The following is a 19138-nucleotide window of genomic DNA, read 5'->3' on the forward strand; positions in this document are numbered from 1 at the left end:
GCGCGGCCCCCCCGACACTCCACGGCGCGGCACCCCCGGCAAGGCCCGGCACCGCCCGGCAGGGCCCCGCCCCGCCCGGCAAGGCCCCACACCCCACCAGGCCCCCGCGCACCCCCCGTCACCCCCACCCCTCCGCTCACCTTTCCTCCCCCCGGCAGTACCCCCATTCGGGTCAGATCGTTGTGCTCTGTGGGCGCGCCGCCCCCATCCCGTACAGGCTTGGAACCCCCCTGCCGCGCGCCCACCGGAGGACACCCATGAGCACGCCGCCCCTCGCCTCAGGTCCCGAAGGCCCCGGCGCACTGCGGCCACTGCTCGACACCGTGCTCGACGCGCTGCGCACCGGCGGCACCGCACGCGGCGGACCCCTGCCCGCCGGAGGACCCGAGAACGTGGCCCGACGCCTACGGGACGCGGCCGGCGACATCCTGCCCCGGCACGGAACCGACGACGCCCTGCGCACCCTCGTCCACGCCCTCGCCGAAGGCTCCGCCGATCCCGCCGACCCCCTGTGCGCCGCCCACCTGCACTGCCCGCCCCTCGCCGTCGCCACCGCCGCCGACCTCGCCGCCTCCGCCCTCAACCCGTCCCTGGACTCCTGGGACCAGGCACCGGCCGCCTCGGAACTCGAAGCCCTCGTGACCACCGCCCTCGCCGCGGAGGTCTACGGCACGGCGGACGAGCCGCACACCGCCACCGCCCTCGTCACCACCGGCGGCACCGAATCCAACCAACTCGCCGTGCTCCTCGCCCGAGAAGCACACAACGGCGTCCAACTCGTCCACGGCGCCAACGCCCACCACTCCCTGCCCCGCGCCGCCTGGCTGCTCGGCCTGCCCGACCCCGTCGTCGTCCCCGCCCCCGCCGGCACCATGGACCCCGTAGCCCTCGACGAAGCCCTCACCACGCTCCGAGGCCCCCGCGGCTCCCTCCTCGTCGCCGCCACCGCCGGCACCACCGACGCCGGACTCATCGACCCCCTGCCCGACCTGGCCGACGTCTGCGCCACCCACGGCGCCCGCCTCCACATCGACGCCGCGTACGGCGGAGGCCTCCTCTTCAGCGACCGCCACCGAGCCGCACTCGACGGACTCGACCGCGCCCACACCGTCACCCTTGACCTGCACAAACTCGGCTGGCAGCCCATCGCCGCGGGCCTTCTCGCCGTACGGGACCCCCACGACCTCACCGCACTGCGACACCAGGCCGACTACCTCAACGCCGACGACGACACCGAAGCCGGATTCCCCGACCTCCTCGGCCGCTCCCTGCGCACCACCCGACGACCCGACATCCTCAAGATCGCCGTCACCCTCAAAACCCTCGGCCGCACCGGCCTCGGCGCACTCGTCGACCACGTCTGCGCCCGAGCCACCGACCTCGCCGACCTCATCGCCTCCCGCCCCGGCCTGGAACTCCACGCCCCACCCACCCTCAGCACCGTCCTGTTCCGGCCCGCCGGGGCCTCCGACGAAGCCGTCGCCGCCGTACGCCGCACCCTCCTCCACGACGGCCGCGCCGTCCTCGGCCGCGCCCGGCTCGACGACCGCCTCTGGCTCAAAGCCACCCTCCTCAACCCCCACACCCGGCCGGACGACCTGGCCGCGCTCCTGAAACTGGTGGAAGGACACACCCCCCGATGAGCCCGACGCCCCTCCCCCCACGCCACGAACCCGAAGCACCCCGCGACCTCGTGGGCATCGGCATCGGCCCGTTCAACCTCTCCCTCGCCGCCCTCGCCCAGCCCCTGTCCGAACTCGACACCGTCTTCTACGAACAACGCCCCGGCTTCGACTGGCACCCCGGCCTCCTCATCGACGGCGCCACCCTCCAAGTCCCCTTCCTCGCCGACCTGGTCACCCTCGCCGACCCCACCAGCCCCTGGTCCTTCCTCAACCACCTCAAGGACCGCGACCGCCTCTTCCCCTTCTACTTCGCCGAGCGCTTCCACATCCAACGCGCCGAATACGACGCCTACTGCCGCTGGGTCGCCGACCGCCTCCCCGGACTCCACTTCGGACACCAGGTCGACGCCGTCCGCTGGGACCCCGAACGTGCGCTCTTCGAAGTCGACTTCACCCGACTCGACCCCGGCGGAGAAGCCGAAGTCCTCGGCCGCACCCACACCCGCAACATCGTCCTCGGCGTCGGCACCGCCCCCCACATCCCCGACGCCCTCCAACCCCTCGTGGAAGCCCCCGGCGTGCCCGTCATCCACGCCGCCGACTACCTCGCCCACCGAGACCGCTTCCTCACCGCCGAACACATCACCGTCATCGGCGCCGGACAGTCGGGCGCCGAGGTCTTCCTCGACCTTCTCAGAAACCGCCCCCCAGGACGCGAGAAGATCCACTGGCTCGCCCGCACCGAGGCCTTCGCCCCCATGGAGTACTCCAAACTCGGCCTCGAACACTTCACCCCCGACTACACCCGCTACTTCCACGCCCTCACCGAACCCGTACGCGACCGCCTCGTCGCCGCCCAATGGCAACTCCACAAAGGCATCGACGCCGACACCATCGCCGCCATCCACGACGAGCTCTACCGCCGCACCCTGCACGGCGACTGGCCCGACGCCGTCCTCACCCCCGCCGTCACCGTCCGCACCGCGGGACGCGTCGCCACCACCAAGGTCGAACTCCACCTCGAACACGGCCAACAGGCCACCCGCACCCGCCTCACCACCGACGCCGTCGTCCTCGCCACCGGCTACCGCGAACGCCCCCTCGACCGCATCCTCGCCGGACTCGACCCCTACCTACGCCGCGACAGCTCCGAACGTCCCCGCATCGACGACCAGTTCCGCCTCCACCTCGACCCCGCCGTCACCGGCCGCGTCTACGTCCAGAACGCCGAACTCCACACCCACGGCGTCGGCGCCCCCGACCTCGGACTCGCCGCCTGGCGCAGCGCCACCATCCTCAACTCCCTCACCGGCAAGGACCCCTACCCGCTCCCACGCCGGACGGCCTTCACCACCTTCGGACTCGAACCCCACCCACAGGTCCCGGCCACCCGGCACACCCCGACCCTCACCCCCCTCGTCGACGGACGATAGAACCGGCCGACCCGCGACCCGCGACCCGGACCCACGGCACTCGACCCCGGCCCCGCGGAGCGCCCCGCACCACACGGGGCCCGCACGCCAAACGGCGCCGGCCCCCCCCCGAAAGGGAACGCCGACGCCGTTCACGTCACCGCGCAGTCCTAGAAGACCGGCGTGCCCTCCCGCGTCAGCCTCCAGTCCACCGACGCGAACTCCTTCGGGTCCAGCGTGCCCTTCGCCGTCACCCACTCGGCGATCCGCGTACGGATCTCCGTCGACTCCGACCACACCTCCTTGGCCGACGCCACATGCGGGAACGCGCCACCACCGTTCGCCCGGTAGTTGTTCACCGCGAACACGAACTGCTGCGCGTCATCCAGCGCCACACCCCCGTACGTCAGATTCCTGATCCGCGAACCCTCCGCCTGAGAGATGTCGATGTCGTACGCCAGCCCCGACACATAGTCGTAGTTGTAGTCCGGACGGTCGTTCGCGTTGGTCAACTTCTCGACGTCCACCACCGCACCCACCGCGGTCCGCACGAAGTAGTTCGCCGAGTACTCCAGGTACGCCCGCACCTGCGCACCCGTCAGCACCTTCGCCACCAACGTGTTGTCGTACACGTACAGGCTCGACAGATCCCGGATCGTCACCTCACCCGCCGGAATCTCCGACGTCCGCGAGAACGGCGACGCCTGCGCGATCACCGGCAGCGACGCATACTCCGTCCCGACCAGCGCCGCCCTGACCACGTCCTCCTGGACCTTCGTGATCAGGTCGATGATCGGAGCGTCCTTGTACCGCGCCTCGACCGTCGTCAACGTCTCCGTCGCCGTACCGACCACCTGATTGACGTACTCCACCACCAACGCGTGCTCGTCCTTCAGCAGCCGGGTGATCCTCGGGTCGTCGGCCACCGAGTTCGAGTTGCGGACCGACGCCGCCACCGACTCGACCTGCCACCGCCCCTTCTCGAAAACCAACTCGAAGTCGAACACCGACAAACGCTCCGCGAACGCCAACGGCTCCGAAAGAACCACCGTCCGCCCCGACTTCACGTTGGTGACCTTCAACTCCGGAATCTCCACATGCGCGTGCCCGACCAGAATCGCGTCGATCCCCGGCACCTGCTGCGCCACCAACGCCGCCGAGTTCTCGACATACGGCAACTGGTCACCGTACGACGACGTGCCCGACGCACCCGAGTGCGCCGACACCACGACCACGTCCGCCCCCATCGAACGCAGCTTCGGCACCCACTTCGCCGCCTGCTCCTCGAGCCCCGGGAACACCAACTTGCCCTGCACGTACGCCTTGTCCCAGATCGCGATACCCGGGTTCGTCAGCCCCAGCACCGCCACCTTCACCGCCGGCGCACCCGGAACCCGGAACGTCTTCATCAGATACGGAGGGAACGCCGGCTTCAGCGTCTTCGCGTCCAGCGCGTTCGCACCCAACAACGGGAAATCGCACTGCGACTCGAACTTCCGCAGCGTCTCGATCCCGTAGTTGAACTCGTGGTTCCCGAGCGCCACCGCGTCGTACCCGATCGCGTTCATCGCCTGCGCCATCGGGTGCACCGGACCGTGCTTGGCCGTGATCGGATCGACCTTCGCGAAGTAGTACGTCAGCGGAGTGCCCTGGATCGTGTCACCCGCGTCCAACAGCAGCGTGTTGCAACGCCCCTTCTCCTTGCGGACCGCGTTCACCAGCGTCGAGATCCGCGACAGACCCTGCGCGTTGCCCGCACCGTCCTGGTACTCCGCGTCCTTGAAGTAGTCCCAGTTGAAGACATGCCCGTGCAGATCCGTCGTGCCCATCACCGTCAGGGAGTACCGCTTCACACGCTTCTTCCTACCCCCCGCCACCGACTCCGTCGCGGCCTGCGCGGACGGAGCCGCCACCGCACCCGCGAGCGCCACCCCCGCACCCGTCACGGCGGACTTCTCCAGGAACTTCCGGCGGTTCAAAGACATGTCACAGACTCCTCGGGAATCGGTCAACGACGCGCGTAGATTCTGACCTACGCATGACACTCCCGACCAGGGCCCGAAGGTATCCATCTGATGACCAGCCACCCCACGACCACCCCCACACCCACCCGCACGATGACAGAGTGGAACGCATGACCCCCACCCCGGAAGAACCCCAACCCTCCCTCCCCTACGGCACCCCCGAAGCACCCCGCATCGCCGTCCGCGGCGAATCCCACCTCGAAGTCGACCCCGAAATCGCCCGCATCGGCATCACCGTCGCCGCCCGCGGCACCGACCGCCGAGAAGCCCTCACCGACCTCACCCGCCGCAACACCACCGCCCTCGACCTCATCAAGTCCTACGGCGACGCCGTCGAACACATCGAGACCGGCACCTACTCCATCAGCCCCGAACTCACCAAACACGGCCGCGGCGAACGCATCCGCGCCTACCACGGCCGCGTCCACATCACCGCCGAACTCACCGACTTCACCGCCCTCGGCGAACTCACCACCCGACTGGCCGACCTCGACCTCACCCGCGTCGACGGCCCCTGGTGGGACCTGCGCCCCGACTCACCCGCCCACCGACAAGCCCGCCAACAAGCCGTCCACGAAGCCGTCCAACGCGCCCGCGAATACGCCGAAGCCCTCGGCACCACCCTCGCCGCCCTCGTCGAACTCGCCGACATCGGCGCCGAGAACACCCCGCCCTACCCCGCCGCCCCCGGCCGCGCCATGCGCTCCATGTCCTTCGCCGGAGCCGCCCCCGAAGAAGCCCCGGCCCTGGACCTCGAACCCCAACGCCAACACGTCCACGCCCAGGTCAACGCCCGATTCACGATGACCCCACCCCGGCTGTGACCACCGAAAACCGTCACACTCGGTGACGGAACGATCCCTCCGCGCGGTCCGTAGGACGGCCCTTCCGCACGGCACCACCGGGCGCGACGCACACCCCCAGTGCTTAATCTGCTCATAGGAGCGGCCCCACGCACAATTCAACAGTTGTCAATAATCCTTCACGCAAAGGTTGTTGAGTAGTCATGCACGGCCAATTCTCTACCCACGGGTAAGGCCTAGGCTCAAACCATGCGCCGAGCAAAAATCGTCTGCACCCTGGGCCCCGCCACCGACTCCTACGACCAGATCAAAGCCCTGGTCGACGCCGGAATGGACGTAGCCCGCTTCAACCTCAGCCACGGCACCCACGCCGAACACGAGGACCGCTACCAGCGGGTGCGAAAGGCCGCCGACGAAACCGGCCGCAGCATCGGACTCCTCGCCGACCTTCAAGGCCCGAAGATCCGACTCGGCCGCTTCACCGAAGGTCCCGTACTCCTTGAACGCGGCGACACCTTCACCATCACCGTCGAAGAAGGCGCCGAAGGCGACCGCCACACCTGCGGCACCACCTACACCGGACTCGCCACCGACGTCACCCCCGGTGAGCGCATCCTCGTCGACGACGGCAAGGTCTGCCTGGAAGTCACCACCGTCGACGGCCCCCGCGTCCACACCACCGTCGTCGAAGGCGGCATGGTCTCCGACCACAAGGGCCTCAACCTCCCCGGCGTCGCCGTCTCCGTCCCCGCCCTCTCCGACAAGGACGAAGCAGACCTCCGCTGGGCCCTGCGCACGGGCTTCGACGTCATCGCCCTCTCCTTCGTCCGCACCGGCGACGACATCCACGACGTCCACCGCATCATGGACGAGGAAGGCCGCCGCCTCCCCGTCATCGCCAAGGTCGAGAAGCCCCAGGCCGTCGACAACATCGACGGCATCGTCGCCGCCTTCGACGGCATCATGGTCGCCCGCGGCGACCTCGGCGTCGAAATGCCCCTCGAACAGGTGCCCATCGTCCAGAAGCGCGCCATCAAGCTCGCCAAGCGCAACGCCAAACCGGTCATCGTCGCCACCCAGATGCTCGACTCGATGATCGACCACTCCCGCCCCACCCGCGCCGAGGCCTCCGACGTCGCCAACGCCGTCATCGACGGCACCGACGCCGTGATGCTCTCCGGCGAGACCAGCGTCGGCAAATACCCCATCGCGACCGTCCGCACCATGGCCCGCATCGTCACCGCCGCCGAGGAGGACATCCTCGCCACCGGCCTGCCGCCCCTCACCGAACGCAACAAGCCCCGCACCCAGGGCGGCGCCGTCGCCCGCGCCGCGGCCGAGATGGGCGACTTCCTCGGCGCCAAGTTCCTCGTCGCGTTCACCCAGTCCGGCGACACCGTCCGCCGCCTCTCCCGCTACCGCTCCCCGATCCCGCTGCTCGCCTTCACTTCCGACCCGGCGACCCGCTCCCAGCTCAGCCTGACGTGGGGGGTGGAGACCTTCCTCGGCCCGCACGTCGGCTCCACGGACGCGATGGTCGACCAGGTGGACGAACTGCTGCTGAAGTACGGCCGCTGCCGGAAGGGCGACATCGTCGTCATCACGGCCGGCTCCCCGCCCGGTGTCTCCGGCACGACGAACCTGGTCCGCGTCCACCACGTCGGAGAGGACGACAGCCCCAAGTAGAGGGACCCCGTCAGTACTTGGGGCCCACGTGGGCGTCCATGAGGGCGACGGAGGCCTTCTGGGCGACGGAGATGTTGTACGGGTTTCCGCCGCGGGTGCAGTGCGTCCACCGGACGCCGAGCGCGTCGAGGGTGTCGGTGTAGAGCCGCCGGATGTCGTCCGACACGTTGGTGAAGAAGTACCGGGGATATTCGTAGCGCTTGCGTTCACCGCCGACGAGGCGGGTCGTCCAGTTGGTGATCCGACAACCGTCGGAGTGGACGAGTCCCCGGACGAATTCCCAGGGATGAGCGCCGACGATCTCCTGCTGCCAGGGTTCGAGGACGATGGGGCGCTCGTGCTTCTTGCCGGGGCCGTGTTGAGGGAAGAGGCAGGGCCAGTGCCGGCTGTAGCCGACGACCGATACGTACCCGGCCTCCTGGACACGGCTCGACCTCCCGCTGGGGTTGGCAGCCTCGACAGCGGCGGCGCATGCCTCGATCAGACCTGGCCAGGCGTCCGCGCAGGCGATGCGGAGAAAGTAACCCGCTCGCCGGTCGGGGCTGATGCAGCCGTCACCGAGGTAGAGCCCCAAGAGGTAGCTGTAGGCCGCCGTGTCGGGAGGCGCCATGGTCGTCGGGCCGCACCTGGCGCACGGCGGGTTCCGCATCCGCGGCAGCGGGTCGAGGCGTGATCGCCACGACCGGATCGCCGACCGGGAGGCCCTGGTCTCCTTGCTCACGGAGTTCAGGCTGCGCCCCTGAGCGACCAGCGCCAGAGCTCGTCTGCGTGTGCCCACGTCGTACATGCGGCCACTTTGTGCTCATGATCGTGACGACACGCAGCGAAAAGCGGATGTTCACGAGAATGAGAACATCCGCTTTTGATTGACGACCTTGGAATCCAAGGAAAAGTGCCCCGAGTCGGACTCGAACCGACACTGTATGGGTTTTGAATCCATTGCCTGCTGCCAATTGGGCTACCGGGGCCCGCTGAATCGAAGGTTCACCCCGACCCGCTGCCAGTCCACCATACCGCAGCTAGGTAGGCTCTTGGGAGCAGTACCCGCCCCTGAACGAGGAGCCCCCGTGACCGCCCCCGAGTCGCCCCAGCCCGTCGCCGACGACGACAAGTCGCACGTGCCTCCGCTGACGACCCGTGTCGTCATCGCCGAGGACGAGGCGCTGATCCGTCTCGACCTGAAAGAGATGCTCGAGGAAGAGGGCTACTCCGTCGTGGGTGAGGCGGGGGACGGTGAGCAGGCCATCGAGCTGGCCCGTGAGCACAAGCCGGACCTCGTGATCCTCGACGTGAAGATGCCGAAGCTGGACGGGATCTCGGCGGCCGAGAAGATCGCGGAGGAGGGCATCGCGCCGGTTCTGATGCTGACGGCGTTCTCGCAGCGCGATCTGGTGGAGCGGGCGCGGGACGCGGGTGCGATGGCGTATCTGGTGAAGCCGTTCAGCAAGAGTGACGTCGTGCCGGCGATCGAGATGGCCGTGTCGCGGTTCGCGGAGCTGAAGCAGTTGGAGCAGGAGGTCGCGGACCTCAGTCTGCGGCTGGAGACGCGGAAGCTGGTGGACCGGGCGAAGTCGGTGCTGCAGACGGAGTACGGCCTGACGGAGCCGGCGGCGTTCCGGTGGATCCAGAAGACGTCGATGGACCGCCGGATGTCGATGCAGCAGGTGGCGGAGGCGGTCATCGCGGACGCCGCGGAGAAGAAGTCGTCGAAGGGTTAGTGCCCGTCGCGTGCGAGCGCGCGAAGAGGCCCGCGTCCCCACGAGGGGCGCGGGCCTCTTCGGCTGTGGGCGGGGTTCTAGTCCTCGCCGAGGTAGGCCTTGCGTACGGACTCGTCGTGCAGGAGGTCCTGTCCGGTTCCGGAGAGCACGATGTTGCCGACTTCCATGACGTGTCCCTGGTCGGCGAGGGAGAGCGCCGCCTGGGCGTTCTGTTCGACGAGGAGGATGGTCGTGCCGTCGGCCTTGAGTTCGGCGATGGTGGCCATGATCTTCTGCATCATGATCGGTGAGAGGCCCATGGAGGGTTCGTCGAGCATGAGCAGTTTGGGCTGGGACATGAGGGCGCGGCCCATGGCGAGCATCTGCTGTTCGCCGCCGGAGAGGGTTCCGGCGGCCTGCTTGCGGCGTTCCCCGAGGATGGGGAAGAGGTCGTAGGCGCGCTGGATGTCCTTCTCGATGCCTGCCTTGTCGGTGCGGAGGAAGGCTCCGAGCTGGAGGTTCTCGGTGATCGTCAGCCGGGGGAAGATGTGGCGTCCCTCGGGGGAGTGGGCGAGGCCCAGGGAGACGATCTTGTGGGCGGGGATGCCGTCGAGGGGTTGGCCGTCGAAGGTGATGCGGCCCGAGGTCGGCTTGAGGAGGCCGGAGAGGGTGCGCAGGGTGGTGGTCTTGCCGGCGCCGTTGGTGCCGATGAGGGTGACGATCTGGCCGGCTTCGACGGAGAAGGAGATGCCCTTGACGGCTTCGATCTTGCCGTAGGCGACCTTGAGGTCTTCGACCTCGAGCAGTGCGGTCACTGGGCGTTTCCTTCCTTGCTGGTGGTGCTGTCCGCGGAGGCGTCGTCCTGGGCGGCTTCCGGGGTCTCGGTGGTGGCGGGGGCTGCCGGGGCGTCGGGGGTGTCCGGGGTGTCGCCGGGTTCCGTGGTCTCCGGTGTCTCCGTGGCCGTTGCCGGTTCCGCGGTGTCCGTGGCCGGTGCCGTTTCCGTGGTCTCCGGCGTGTCCGTCTCCGCGGCCGGTTCGGTGGCCTGGGCGGGCACGGTGGCCTCGGCCGGTGCGGCTGCCGCTGTGGTGGTGCCGCCGGCTTCGGCCGCCTCGACCTCGGCGAGTTCGTCGGCGCCGGGGGCGCCTTCGAAGGGGGTGCCGAGGTAGGCGGCGATGACGCGTTCGTCGCCCTGGACGACGTCCGAGGTGCCTTCGACGAGCTTCTCGCCCTGGACGAGGCAGGCGACGCGGTCGGAGAGGTTGAAGATGAAGCGCATGTCGTGCTCGATGACGAGGACGGCGATGCCGCGGTCGCGGATGGCGAAGACGAGGTCCTCGGTCGCGCGGGTCTCCTGGGGGTTCATGCCGGCGGTGGGCTCGTCCAGGAGGAGGAGGCCGGGTTCGCTGGCCATGGCGCGGGCGATCTCGAGCTTGCGCTGTTCGCCGTAGGGGAGGTTGCGGGAGAGGTGGTCGGCCTTGTGGGCGAGGCCGATGAACTCCAGCAGTTCCATGGCGCGTTCGCGGGAGGTGGCTTCGGCCTTGCGGAATCCGGGGCCGCGCAGGAGGGCGGACCAGAGGCCTTCCTTGGTGCGGGTGTGGCGGCCGACGAGCACGTTCTCCAGGACGGTCATGTTGGCGAAGAGCCGGATGTTCTGGAAGGTGCGGGCGATGCCGGCGCTGGTGACGAGGTGGGGCTTGGGCGGCAGGACCGTGCCCTTGTAGGAGACCTTGCCCTCGGTGGGGACGTAGAGGCCGGTGAGGCAGTTGAAGAAGGTGGTCTTGCCGGCGCCGTTGGGGCCGATGAGGCCGACGATCTCGCCGCTGTTGACGGTGAGGTCGACGCTGCGTACGGCGGTGAGGCCGCCGAAGCGCATGGTGACGCCGCTGGCCTCGAGGACGGGGCTGGGGGCTGTGGTGGTGGTCATGTGGGTCACGCCCCTGCCTTGGTGACGCCGACGGTGGAGTCGGGCAGGCCCTGTTCGGGGATGTCGATGGTCTCGTCGGCCTCGTGGAACTCGAGTTGGCGGCGACGGTTGGCGATGATTCCTTCGGGGCGGAAGCGCATGAGGATGACGAGCGCGAGGCCGAAGGCGAAGAGCTGGTACTCCTTCAGGAAGCCGAGCTTCTCGGGGAGGAGGTAGAGCAGGGTGGCGCCGAGGATGGGGCCGTTGACGGTGCCCATGCCGCCGAGGACGACCGCGGCGAGCAGGAACGCGGAGTTCGGGGGTACGGAGCCGGCGAACTGGTACGGGGCCGGGTTGACGCTGTAGCCGACGTGGGCGCTGACCGTGCCGGCGAGGCCGGCGAGGGATGCGCCGAGTGCGAAGGCGATGAGCTTGACGCGGAAGCCGTTGATGCCCATGGCGGTGGCGGCGGTCTCGTCCTCGCGGATGGCGATCCAGGAGCGGCCGATGCGGGAGTCGGCGGCGCGGTTGAAGACGATCACGACGATGCCGGTGATGATCAGCATCAGCAGGAAGTAGTTCGCGAAGCGGCCGAGGGTGAGCGAGCCGATCTCGTGGGCGTTGCCGAAGTTGAACCCGAAGATGTTGAGGTCCGGGATCATCGAGATGCCGTTGGGGCCGTTGGTGAGGTTGGGTCCGGAGGAGCCGTCGAGGTTGTTGACGGTGATGCGGAAGATCTCTCCGAAGCCGAGGGTGACGATGGCGAGGTAGTCGCCGCGCAGTCGCAGGGTGGGGGCGCCGATGAGGACGCCGAAGACGAGCGACGCTGCCATGCCGGTGAGCATGGCGGCCCAGAAGGGGAACTGGACGCCGGAGAAGCGGGAGAACTCGGAGCCGGAGACGAGGGCGGCGGCGTAGGCGCCGACGCCGAGGAAGGCGACGTATCCGAGGTCGAGGAGGCCGGTGAGGCCGACGACGATGTTGAGGCCGAGGGCGACGGTGGCGACGACGAGGATGTTCACGCCGAGGTTGGCGTTGTGTTCGTCGTTCTCCACGAAGGGGAAGATCGCCGCGGCGAGGAACGCCATGGAGGTGGCGAATCCCTTGTGCTGGGCGTTGAGTTGGGCGAAGCGGTCGAAGAGTCCGGCGGACTGGAGGGCCCAGACGCCGAGGACGACGAGCAGCAGGTAGCCGATGAAGGTCTCGCTGGCGTCTGGGTCGACGCCGATGCCGTAGGTGAAGACGATCAGTGCGACGGCGGTGGCGCCGGTGATGACGAGGCGTTCGCCCCAGGCGGGGAGTGCTGTGGCGGTGGGGAGGTGTTCGGGTTTGGTGACGTAGTCCTTGAAGGTGTCACCGGGCTTGGGGAGTGCCAGGGCGCCGAGGAGGGCGATGAGGGAGGCGACGGCGGCGACGTAGGCGCCGGGGTCGAGGGCGACGAGGCCCTTGAGGTCGACGGCGATGGCGATGGCGCTGAACCAGCTGATGGCGAACGCGGAGGCGGTGGCGAGGACGACCGGTGCGGTGGCGACGGTCGGGTTGAGCCAGCGCAGTCCGCGGATGCCGTACTGGGTGAGCGCGAAGAGGAGGGTGAGGGCGCCCGCGACGAGGTCGAGGACCTGGAGGCCGGCGGGGGAGCCGTAGTAGGTGAGGTCGCCGGGGAAGTCGGCCGTGTAGGTCCACGACATGAAGGTGCTGGCGATGGTGCCGATGGCGCCGACGGCGATGAGGACGCGGGCGACCGTCTGCGGGAGCCCGATCAGGCCGGCCGTGGGTGCGGTGGCCCCGGTGGTGTTCTCTGCGGTGTTCTCGGTGGTTGCCATGGTGCTCACGCCCTGTCCGCGACGCGTTCGCCGACCAGACCCTGGGGTCTGAACAGCAGTACGAGGATGAGGAGGACGAAGGCCCAGACGGAGGACCAGCCGCCGCCGCCGAGCTGCTGCATGCCGGGGATGCCGTCGATGTAGGAGGTGGCCATGGTTTCGGCGAGGCCGAGGACGAGGCCGCCGATCATGGCGCCGTAGATGTTGCCGATGCCGCCGAGGACGGCCGCGGTGAAGGCCTTGAGGCCCATCTGGAAGCCCATGTTGTACTGGATCGTGCCGTAGCGCAGGCCGTAGGCGATGGCGGCCACGGCGGCGAAGAAGCCGCCGATGGCGAAGGCGATCACGATGATCTTGTTGGTGTCGATGCCCATGAGCTGGGCGGTGTCCGGGTCCTGGGCGGTGGCCTGCATGGCGCGGCCGGTGCGGGACATGCGGACGAAGATCGCGAGGGCCGCCATGCAGAGGGGGGCGGCGATGATGACGAAGACGGAGCCGCTCTGGACGCTGATGGAGCCGAGGTGCCAGGGGCCGAAGTCGAGTTGGGGGAACTTGCGGTCGGTCTTGGCGTCCGGGTACCAGTTGAAGACGGCCTGCTGGAGGGCGAGGGAGAGGCCGATGGCGGTGATGAGTGGTGCGAGGCGTGGTGCGCCGCGTAGCGGACGGTAGGCGAACCGTTCCGCCCCGACGGCGATCAGGACGGCGACGAGGCCACCGCCGATGAGCATCGCCGGAAGGGCTATCCACATGGATGTGCCGTCGGGCAGGACGTAGAGGTAGACCGTGAGTGCGCCGAAGCCTCCGGTCATGAAGATCTCGCCGTGGGCGAAGTTGATGAGCTGGACGATGCCGTACACCATCGTGTAGCCGATGGCGATCAGCCCGTACATCGAGCCGAGGAACAGCCCGTTGGCCAGCTGCTGCGGCAGAGTGTTCACCGCATGGCCTCCATGTGGGTGGGGAGAGTGAACGGGAGTATGGAGCGGGCCGCGCGGTGACGTGTGGTCGAGGCCGCGCGGCCCTGGGGTAGTGCTAGCGGCGGATCGGATCCGACGGGATCAGATCGGATCAGCCGTTGAACGTGCCGCTCTTCACGGCCTTCCACTTGCCGGCGACGACCTGGTAGACGGTGAGCTGCTTGTTGGTGGTGTCACCGAACTCGTCGAAGGAGACGGGGCCGGCGATGCCGTCGAACTTCGTCTTCTGGACCTCGTCGACGATCTTGGCGCGGGCGTCGTCCGGGACCTTGCCGTCCTTCACGACGTTGCCGATCGCCTTGATGATGGCGGTGGCGGCGTCGTAGGAGTAGCCGCCGTAGGTGCCGTAGTCGCCCTTGAGGCCGGAGGCCTTGTACTTCTTGATGAAGTCCGCGGCGGAGGGCAGGGAGTCGACGGGCTGGCCGACCGAGGTGGCGAGGTCGCCCTCGGAGGTCTTGCCGGCGGTCTGGATGTAGGTGTCGCTGAACATGCCGTCACCGCCGAACAGCGGGATCTTGGCGCCACCGTCCTTGAGCTGCTTGGTGAGCTTCTCCGACTCGTCGTACTGGCCGCCGTAGTAGACGAGGTCGGCCTTGGAGTTCTTGATCTTGGTGACGAGGGCGGAGAAGTCGGTGTCGCCGGTGTTGACGTGGTCCTCGCCCGCGACCTTGCCGCCGCTCTTGGTGAAGCCGGCCTTGAACAGCTTGGCCAGGCCGGCGCCGTAGGTCTGCTTGTCGTCGACGACGAAGACGTTCTTCTTCTTGAGCGTGGTGCTCGCGTACTCGGCCGCGAAGCCGCCCTGGAGGGCGTCGGTGGTGGCGGTGCGGAAGTACGTCTTGAACGGGCGGGACTTCGAGGTCTGCCAGTTCTTGCCCTGGGTGAGTTCGGGCGCCGTGTTGGAGGGCGAGATCTCGACCAGGTTGGCGGTCGCGAAGACCTGCTGCATCTGGGTGGCGACACCGGAGTTGAGCGGGCCCACGACGCCGAGGACCTTGTCGTTGCCGACGAGGGCGGTGGCGTTCTGCTGGCCGCTGGCCGGGATCGCCTTGTCGTCGAGCGCCTGGACCTTGAAGGTCACGCCGGGAACGGTGTTGTTCTTGTTGGCGTCGTCGACGGCGATCTGGACGCCGCCCTGGATGCCGAGGCCGGTGGCGGAGTTCTGACCGGTCAGCGGGGCGTCGACACCGATGATGATCTCGGTCTTCTTGCCGCTGTCCTTGTTCCCACCGTCGTCGCGCGAACCGCAGGCGGTCAGCGTGAGTGCTCCCGTGGTGAGCACGGAGGTGAGTATGACCAAAGAACGCTGTCGCACGATGATTCCTCTCCCTGGCGCAGCAGCTCGGCTGAGCCGCTGTGAGTCTCGCCGGGCCGTACTGGTGGTACCGATGCCGTGCTGCAGACGCGCCCGGCGGCGCGGTGACTGGCCGTGACTCTAAGCCTGTCTGTGGGCCCCGGCATCGTGGTGGGCTGGCTTGTGACTTTCTTGTTATGACGTGCTGGTTGGTGAGCTTCGAGGAAGGGTGCTCTCGGCCGGTTTGGCGGAAATTCTGCGAAGTCCACATGTTGAGAATCCGCACTTCCGGTTGTGCGTGGGTGAGCGTCGGGGTCGGACGGCGCCGCAGGTCGCGTGGCGGGGCGCGGAAAGATCCCCTGGAGCACGGGACTTCGAAGGGGGAACTCCGGTGCTGTATTGCGTGCGTGTTACGCAGCGTTACGTCGGGAGCGGGGAGTCCGGTGTCGAGGGGGAGTCCGGAACGCTGGGTCACGGAGATGTGGACCGTGATCCGGTGGGTTGTCCCGGCGCGCACGGGAAAGGGCGCATGCGGTGGGGTCCGGGCGTGAAGTCCGGCGAAGGCGTGGTGATCCCGTAAGCGGTGGAGACGTCGCAACTGGGTTCCGGGCGGGCGGAGTCGGGGTGAACGGCACGTGACTCGGCGCGGTACGGCGGGAGTTGGCGGCGAGGCGCGCCATGTCCCGCATGATCATGGCCTCATGAGGGGCCGTCAGGCGGGGAGGTGATGGTCGCGGCAGGGGCCGCGGGCGGGTGCGTGGCCTGTTCGCGTCCGGCCGGTCACGGGGGAGAGCGGGCCGAGCGGGCAGGCCGGGGCGGCGGGGTGGGGCTCAACTCCTGCCGTGCCGCGCCCACTCGGGCGTGGTCGTGTCGGCCGGCCGCGTCCGTGCCTGTCAGCTACGTCCGTACCGATCGACCGCGCCCGTGCCCCCTCCGTTCGACGGGCCCCGCCGCCCGCCCGTCCGCGTCCGCCCGTCCGCCGTCCACCGGTGTGGCGGGCGGGCGGGCGGGTTCGGCGTTCGGGTGTTGTCGGGCATCAGCCCTGGGGACGTACGTGCTGTTCGTCGCCGGGCTTCACGTCCCGGAGCAGACAGGTCAGCCGTGCGGTGCACACGCGCTTGTCGTCCTCGTCCGTGATGACGATCTCGTACGTGGCCGTGGAGCGCCCCCGGTGGACGGGTGTGGCCACGCCCGTGACGAGGCCGGAGCGTGCCCCGCGGTGGTGGGTGCAGTTCAGGTCGACGCCGACGGCGATCTTGGAGCTGCCGCCGTGCAGCATGGAGCCGACGGAGCCGAGGGTCTCGGCGAGGACGGCGGAGGCGCCGCCGTGCAGGAGTCCGTACGGCTGGGTGTTGCCCTCCACGGGCATGGTGCCGACGACCCGGTCCGCGGAGGCCTCGACGATCTGCACGCCCATGCGGGTGCCGAGGTGGCCCGCCGAGAAGAGGGCGGGCAGGTCGACGCCGAGCGCGGCGTACTCGTCGAGGACCTCTTGCGGGAACTTCACGTGACTCTGCTCGCCCATGGGGGCCGGCTCCGATCGTCGTGGATCTCTCTGGCTGACTTCCTGAGCAAACGCTCAGTCGGTGGCCGATTGTTCCAGACGGACCACGACGGACTTGCTGGCCGGGGTGTTGCTGGTGTCGGCGGTGGCGTCGAGCGGGACGAGGACGTTGGTCTCCGGGTAGTAGGAGGCCGCGCAGCCGAGGGCGGTCGGGTAGTGCACGACCCGGAAGCCGGGGGCGCGCCGCTCCACGCCGTCCTGCCACTCGCTGACCAGGTCGACGTACGAGCCGTCGGCGACGCCGAGCGAGCGCGCGTCCTCGGGGTTGACCAGGACGACCCGGCGGCCGTTCTTGATGCCCCGGTAGCGGTCGTCGAGGCCGTAGATCGTGGTGTTGTACTGGTCGTGCGAGCGCAGGGTCTGCAGCAGCAGCCGGCCTTCGGGGAGCTTCGGGTACTCGACGGGCGCGGCGGTGAAGTTGGCCTTGCCCGTGGCGGTCGGGAAGCGGCGTTCGTCGCGCGGGGCGTGCGGGAGGGCGAATCCCGCGGGGTGGGCCACGCGCGCGTTGAAGTCCTCGAAGCCGGGGATCACGCGCGCGATGCGGTCGCGGACGGTCGCGTAGTCCTTCTCGAACTCCTCCCAGGGGGTGCGGGAGTCGTCGCCGAGCACGCGTCGGGCGAGGCGGCACACGATGGCCGGTTCGGACAGCAGGTGCGTGCTCGCGGGCTCCAGGCGGCCGCGTGAGGCGTGCACCATGCCCATGGAGTCCTCGACGGTGACGAACTGCTCGCCACTGCCCTGGAGGTCGCGCTCGGTGCGGCCGAGGGTGGGCAGGATCAGGGCTCGGGCGCCGGTGACCACGTGCGAACGGTTGAGCTTCGTCGACACGTGCACGGTGAGGCGGGCGCGGCGCATGGCGGCCTCGGTGACCTCGGTGTCGGGGGACGCGGACACGAAGTTGCCGCCCATGGCGAAGAAGACCTTGGCGTCTCCGTCGCGCAGGGCGCGGATGGCCCGGACGACGTCGTAGCCGTGTTCACGGGGCGGGGTGAAGCCGAACTCCTTCTCCAGGGCGTCCAGGAAGGCCGGGGCGGGGCGCTCGAAGATGCCCATGGTGCGGTCGCCCTGCACGTTCGAGTGGCCGCGGACCGGGCAGACGCCGGCGCCGGGGCGGCCGATGTTGCCGCGCAGCAGCAGGAAGTTGACGACTTCGCGGATCGTCGGCACGGAGTGCTTGTGCTGGGTGAGGCCCATGGCCCAGCAGACGATGGTGCGCCGCGAGGCGAGGACCATGGCGAGGGCTTCGTCGATCTTCGCGCGGGTGAGGCCGGTCGCGGTGAGCGTCTCGTCCCAGTCGGCGGCGCGGGCGGCGGCCGCGAACTCCTCGTACCCGTGGGTGTGCTCGGCGACGAACTCGTTGTCGACGGCGCCCTCCGTGTCCAGGACGAGCTTGTTCAGGAGGCGGAAGAGGGCCTGGTCGCCGCCGAGGCGGATCTGCAGGAACAGGTCGGTGAGGGCGGCGCCCTTGATCATGCCCTGCGGGGTCTGCGGGTTCTTGAACCGCTCCAGGCCCGCCTCGGGCAGCGGGTTCACGCTGATGATCTTCGCGCCGTTGGCCTTGGCCTTCTCCAGGGCGGAGAGCATCCGGGGGTGGTTCGTGCCGGGGTTCTGCCCGGCGACGATGATCAGGTCCGCCTTGTGGAGGTCGTCGAGCAGGACGCTGCCCTTGCCGATGCCGATGGTCTCGGAGAGGGCGGATCCCGAGGACTCGTGGCACATGTTCGAGCAGTCGGGGAGGTTGTTCGTGCCGAGTTCGCGGGCGAAGAGCTGGTAGAGGAAGGCGGCCTCGTTGCTCGTGCGTCCGGAGGTGTAGAAGAGGGCCTCGTCGGGGGAGTCGAGCGCGGTGAGTTCCTCGGCGACTATGTCGAAGGCGCGCTCCCAGGTCACCGGCTCGTAGTGGTCGGCGCCCGCGGGCAGGTACATGGGGTGGGTGAGGCGGCCCTGCTGTCCGAGCCAGTAGCCGCTGCGGCCCGCGAGGTCGGCGACGGGGTGCTCGGCGAAGAATTCGGGGGTGACCCGGCGCAGGGTCGCCTCCTCGGCGACCGCCTTCGCGCCGTTCTCGCAGAATTCCGCCGTGTGCCGGTGCTCCGGCTCGGGCCAGGCGCAGCCGGGGCAGTCGAATCCGTTCTTCTGGTTGACCCTGAGCAGGGTGAGCGCGGTGCGGCGCACGCCCATCTGCTGCTGGGCGATCCGCAGGGTGTGGCCGATCGCGGGCAGCCCGGCCGCCGCGTGCTTCGGTTCGACGACCTGTGGCGCGTCCTGAACCGGATCGCTCTTGGGCGGCTTGCCGGCCATCGCTGAACCCCTTTCGCGTGCCTGTGTGCGCTACCGCT

Annotated in this window: 14 protein-coding genes and 1 tRNA gene; 5 read left to right on the forward strand and 10 right to left on the reverse strand. The window is 69.1% G+C overall.

Annotated features, from left to right (window positions below):
• Positions 1 to 257: 257 nt before the first annotated feature.
• A complete protein-coding gene (locus tag OG199_RS30605; RefSeq protein ID WP_401798574.1) occupies positions 258 to 1643 on the forward strand; it encodes a pyridoxal phosphate-dependent decarboxylase family protein in 1386 nt (461 codons plus the stop codon).
• Complete coding sequence (locus tag OG199_RS30610; protein WP_356808925.1) at positions 1640 to 3058, forward strand: SidA/IucD/PvdA family monooxygenase; 1419 nt, start codon at positions 1640 to 1642, stop codon at positions 3056 to 3058. The genes OG199_RS30605 and OG199_RS30610 overlap by 4 nt, the downstream gene beginning before the upstream one ends.
• A gap of 149 nt (positions 3059 to 3207) precedes the next feature.
• On the opposite strand, the gene OG199_RS30615 is transcribed toward OG199_RS30610, so the two are convergent.
• The gene (locus OG199_RS30615; RefSeq protein WP_401798572.1) at positions 3208 to 5022 is read right to left on the reverse strand and encodes a bifunctional metallophosphatase/5'-nucleotidase; all 1815 of its coding nucleotides are present in this window, start codon (positions 5020 to 5022) and stop codon (positions 3208 to 3210) included.
• 149 nt (positions 5023 to 5171) lie between these two features.
• On the opposite strand from OG199_RS30615, the gene OG199_RS30620 reads away from it, so the two are divergent.
• Both OG199_RS30620 and pyk read left to right on the forward strand, forming a co-directional pair.
• Positions 5172 to 5885: an SIMPL domain-containing protein gene (locus OG199_RS30620; RefSeq protein WP_356807205.1), complete on the forward strand. Its 714-nt coding sequence runs from the start codon at positions 5172 to 5174 to the stop codon at positions 5883 to 5885.
• Between the two features lie 228 nt (positions 5886 to 6113).
• Positions 6114 to 7550 carry a pyruvate kinase gene (gene pyk / locus OG199_RS30625; RefSeq protein ID WP_356807207.1) on the forward strand — a complete coding sequence of 479 codons (1437 nt, stop codon included), beginning with the start codon at positions 6114 to 6116 and terminating at the stop codon, positions 7548 to 7550.
• 10 nt (positions 7551 to 7560) lie between these two features.
• Here the strand turns inward: pyk and OG199_RS30630 are convergent, their stop codons facing one another.
• Complete coding sequence (locus OG199_RS30630; RefSeq protein WP_405832186.1) at positions 7561 to 8337, reverse strand: helix-turn-helix domain-containing protein; 777 nt, start codon at positions 8335 to 8337, stop codon at positions 7561 to 7563.
• Positions 8338 to 8443: 106 nt separating this feature from the next.
• Positions 8444 to 8518, reverse strand: a tRNA-Leu gene (locus OG199_RS30635).
• Positions 8519 to 8617: 99 nt separating this feature from the next.
• Here OG199_RS30635 and OG199_RS30640 point away from each other — a divergent pair.
• Entirely contained in the window at positions 8618 to 9268 is a 651-nt protein-coding gene (locus tag OG199_RS30640) for a response regulator (protein WP_356807210.1), read from the forward strand.
• Positions 9269 to 9345: 77 nt separating this feature from the next.
• On the opposite strand, the gene OG199_RS30645 is transcribed toward OG199_RS30640, so the two are convergent.
• From OG199_RS30645 to OG199_RS30675, 7 genes are all read right to left on the reverse strand, one after another.
• On the reverse strand, positions 9346 to 10062 hold the full coding sequence (locus tag OG199_RS30645) for an ABC transporter ATP-binding protein (protein ID WP_356807212.1): 717 nt from the start codon (positions 10060 to 10062) through the stop codon (positions 9346 to 9348).
• Entirely contained in the window at positions 10059 to 11171 is a 1113-nt protein-coding gene (locus OG199_RS30650) for an ABC transporter ATP-binding protein (RefSeq protein ID WP_401798567.1), read from the reverse strand. Before OG199_RS30650 ends, OG199_RS30645 begins: the two co-directional genes overlap by 4 nt.
• Before the next feature lie 5 nt (positions 11172 to 11176).
• Positions 11177 to 12973 (reverse strand): branched-chain amino acid ABC transporter permease, encoded by a 1797-nt coding sequence (locus OG199_RS30655; RefSeq protein ID WP_405834723.1) that lies wholly within the window; start codon positions 12971 to 12973, stop codon positions 11177 to 11179.
• A gap of 5 nt (positions 12974 to 12978) precedes the next feature.
• On the reverse strand, positions 12979 to 13911 hold the full coding sequence (locus OG199_RS30660) for a branched-chain amino acid ABC transporter permease (RefSeq protein ID WP_153291151.1): 933 nt from the start codon (positions 13909 to 13911) through the stop codon (positions 12979 to 12981).
• Positions 13912 to 14041: 130 nt separating this feature from the next.
• Entirely contained in the window at positions 14042 to 15262 is a 1221-nt protein-coding gene (locus OG199_RS30665; protein ID WP_401798565.1) for a branched-chain amino acid ABC transporter substrate-binding protein, read from the reverse strand.
• Positions 15263 to 16277: 1015 nt separating this feature from the next.
• Positions 16278 to 16766, reverse strand: a complete 489-nt coding sequence (locus OG199_RS30670) for a hotdog fold thioesterase (protein WP_356807218.1) — start codon at positions 16764 to 16766, stop codon at positions 16278 to 16280.
• Positions 16767 to 16820: 54 nt separating this feature from the next.
• Complete coding sequence (locus OG199_RS30675; RefSeq protein WP_405832189.1) at positions 16821 to 19100, reverse strand: FdhF/YdeP family oxidoreductase; 2280 nt, start codon at positions 19098 to 19100, stop codon at positions 16821 to 16823.
• Between the last annotated feature and the right edge of the window lie 38 nt (positions 19101 to 19138).

It is taken from the genome of Streptomyces sp. NBC_01176, from assembly GCF_045039825.1.
Classification (GTDB): domain Bacteria; phylum Actinomycetota; class Actinomycetes; order Streptomycetales; family Streptomycetaceae; genus Streptomyces.

Bases quoted from the DNA above. Each gene is read 5' to 3' on its own strand.
- OG199_RS30605 (WP_401798574.1), top strand. From the start codon at position 258: ATGAGCACGCCGCCCCTCGCCTCAGGTCCCGAAGGCCCCGGCGCACTG.
- OG199_RS30610 (WP_356808925.1), top strand. From the start codon at position 1,640: ATGAGCCCGACGCCCCTCCCCCCACGCCACGAACCCGAAGCACCCCGC.
- OG199_RS30615 (WP_401798572.1), bottom strand. From the start codon at position 5,022: ATGTCTTTGAACCGCCGGAAGTTCCTGGAGAAGTCCGCCGTGACGGGT.
- OG199_RS30620 (WP_356807205.1), top strand. From the start codon at position 5,172: ATGACCCCCACCCCGGAAGAACCCCAACCCTCCCTCCCCTACGGCACC.
- pyk (WP_356807207.1), top strand. From the start codon at position 6,114: ATGCGCCGAGCAAAAATCGTCTGCACCCTGGGCCCCGCCACCGACTCC.
- OG199_RS30630 (WP_405832186.1), bottom strand. From the start codon at position 8,337: ATGTACGACGTGGGCACACGCAGACGAGCTCTGGCGCTGGTCGCTCAG.
- OG199_RS30650 (WP_401798567.1), bottom strand. From the start codon at position 11,171: ATGACCACCACCACAGCCCCCAGCCCCGTCCTCGAGGCCAGCGGCGTC.
- OG199_RS30655 (WP_405834723.1), bottom strand. From the start codon at position 12,973: ATGGCAACCACCGAGAACACCGCAGAGAACACCACCGGGGCCACCGCA.
- OG199_RS30670 (WP_356807218.1), bottom strand. From the start codon at position 16,766: ATGGGCGAGCAGAGTCACGTGAAGTTCCCGCAAGAGGTCCTCGACGAG.
- OG199_RS30675 (WP_405832189.1), bottom strand. From the start codon at position 19,100: ATGGCCGGCAAGCCGCCCAAGAGCGATCCGGTTCAGGACGCGCCACAG.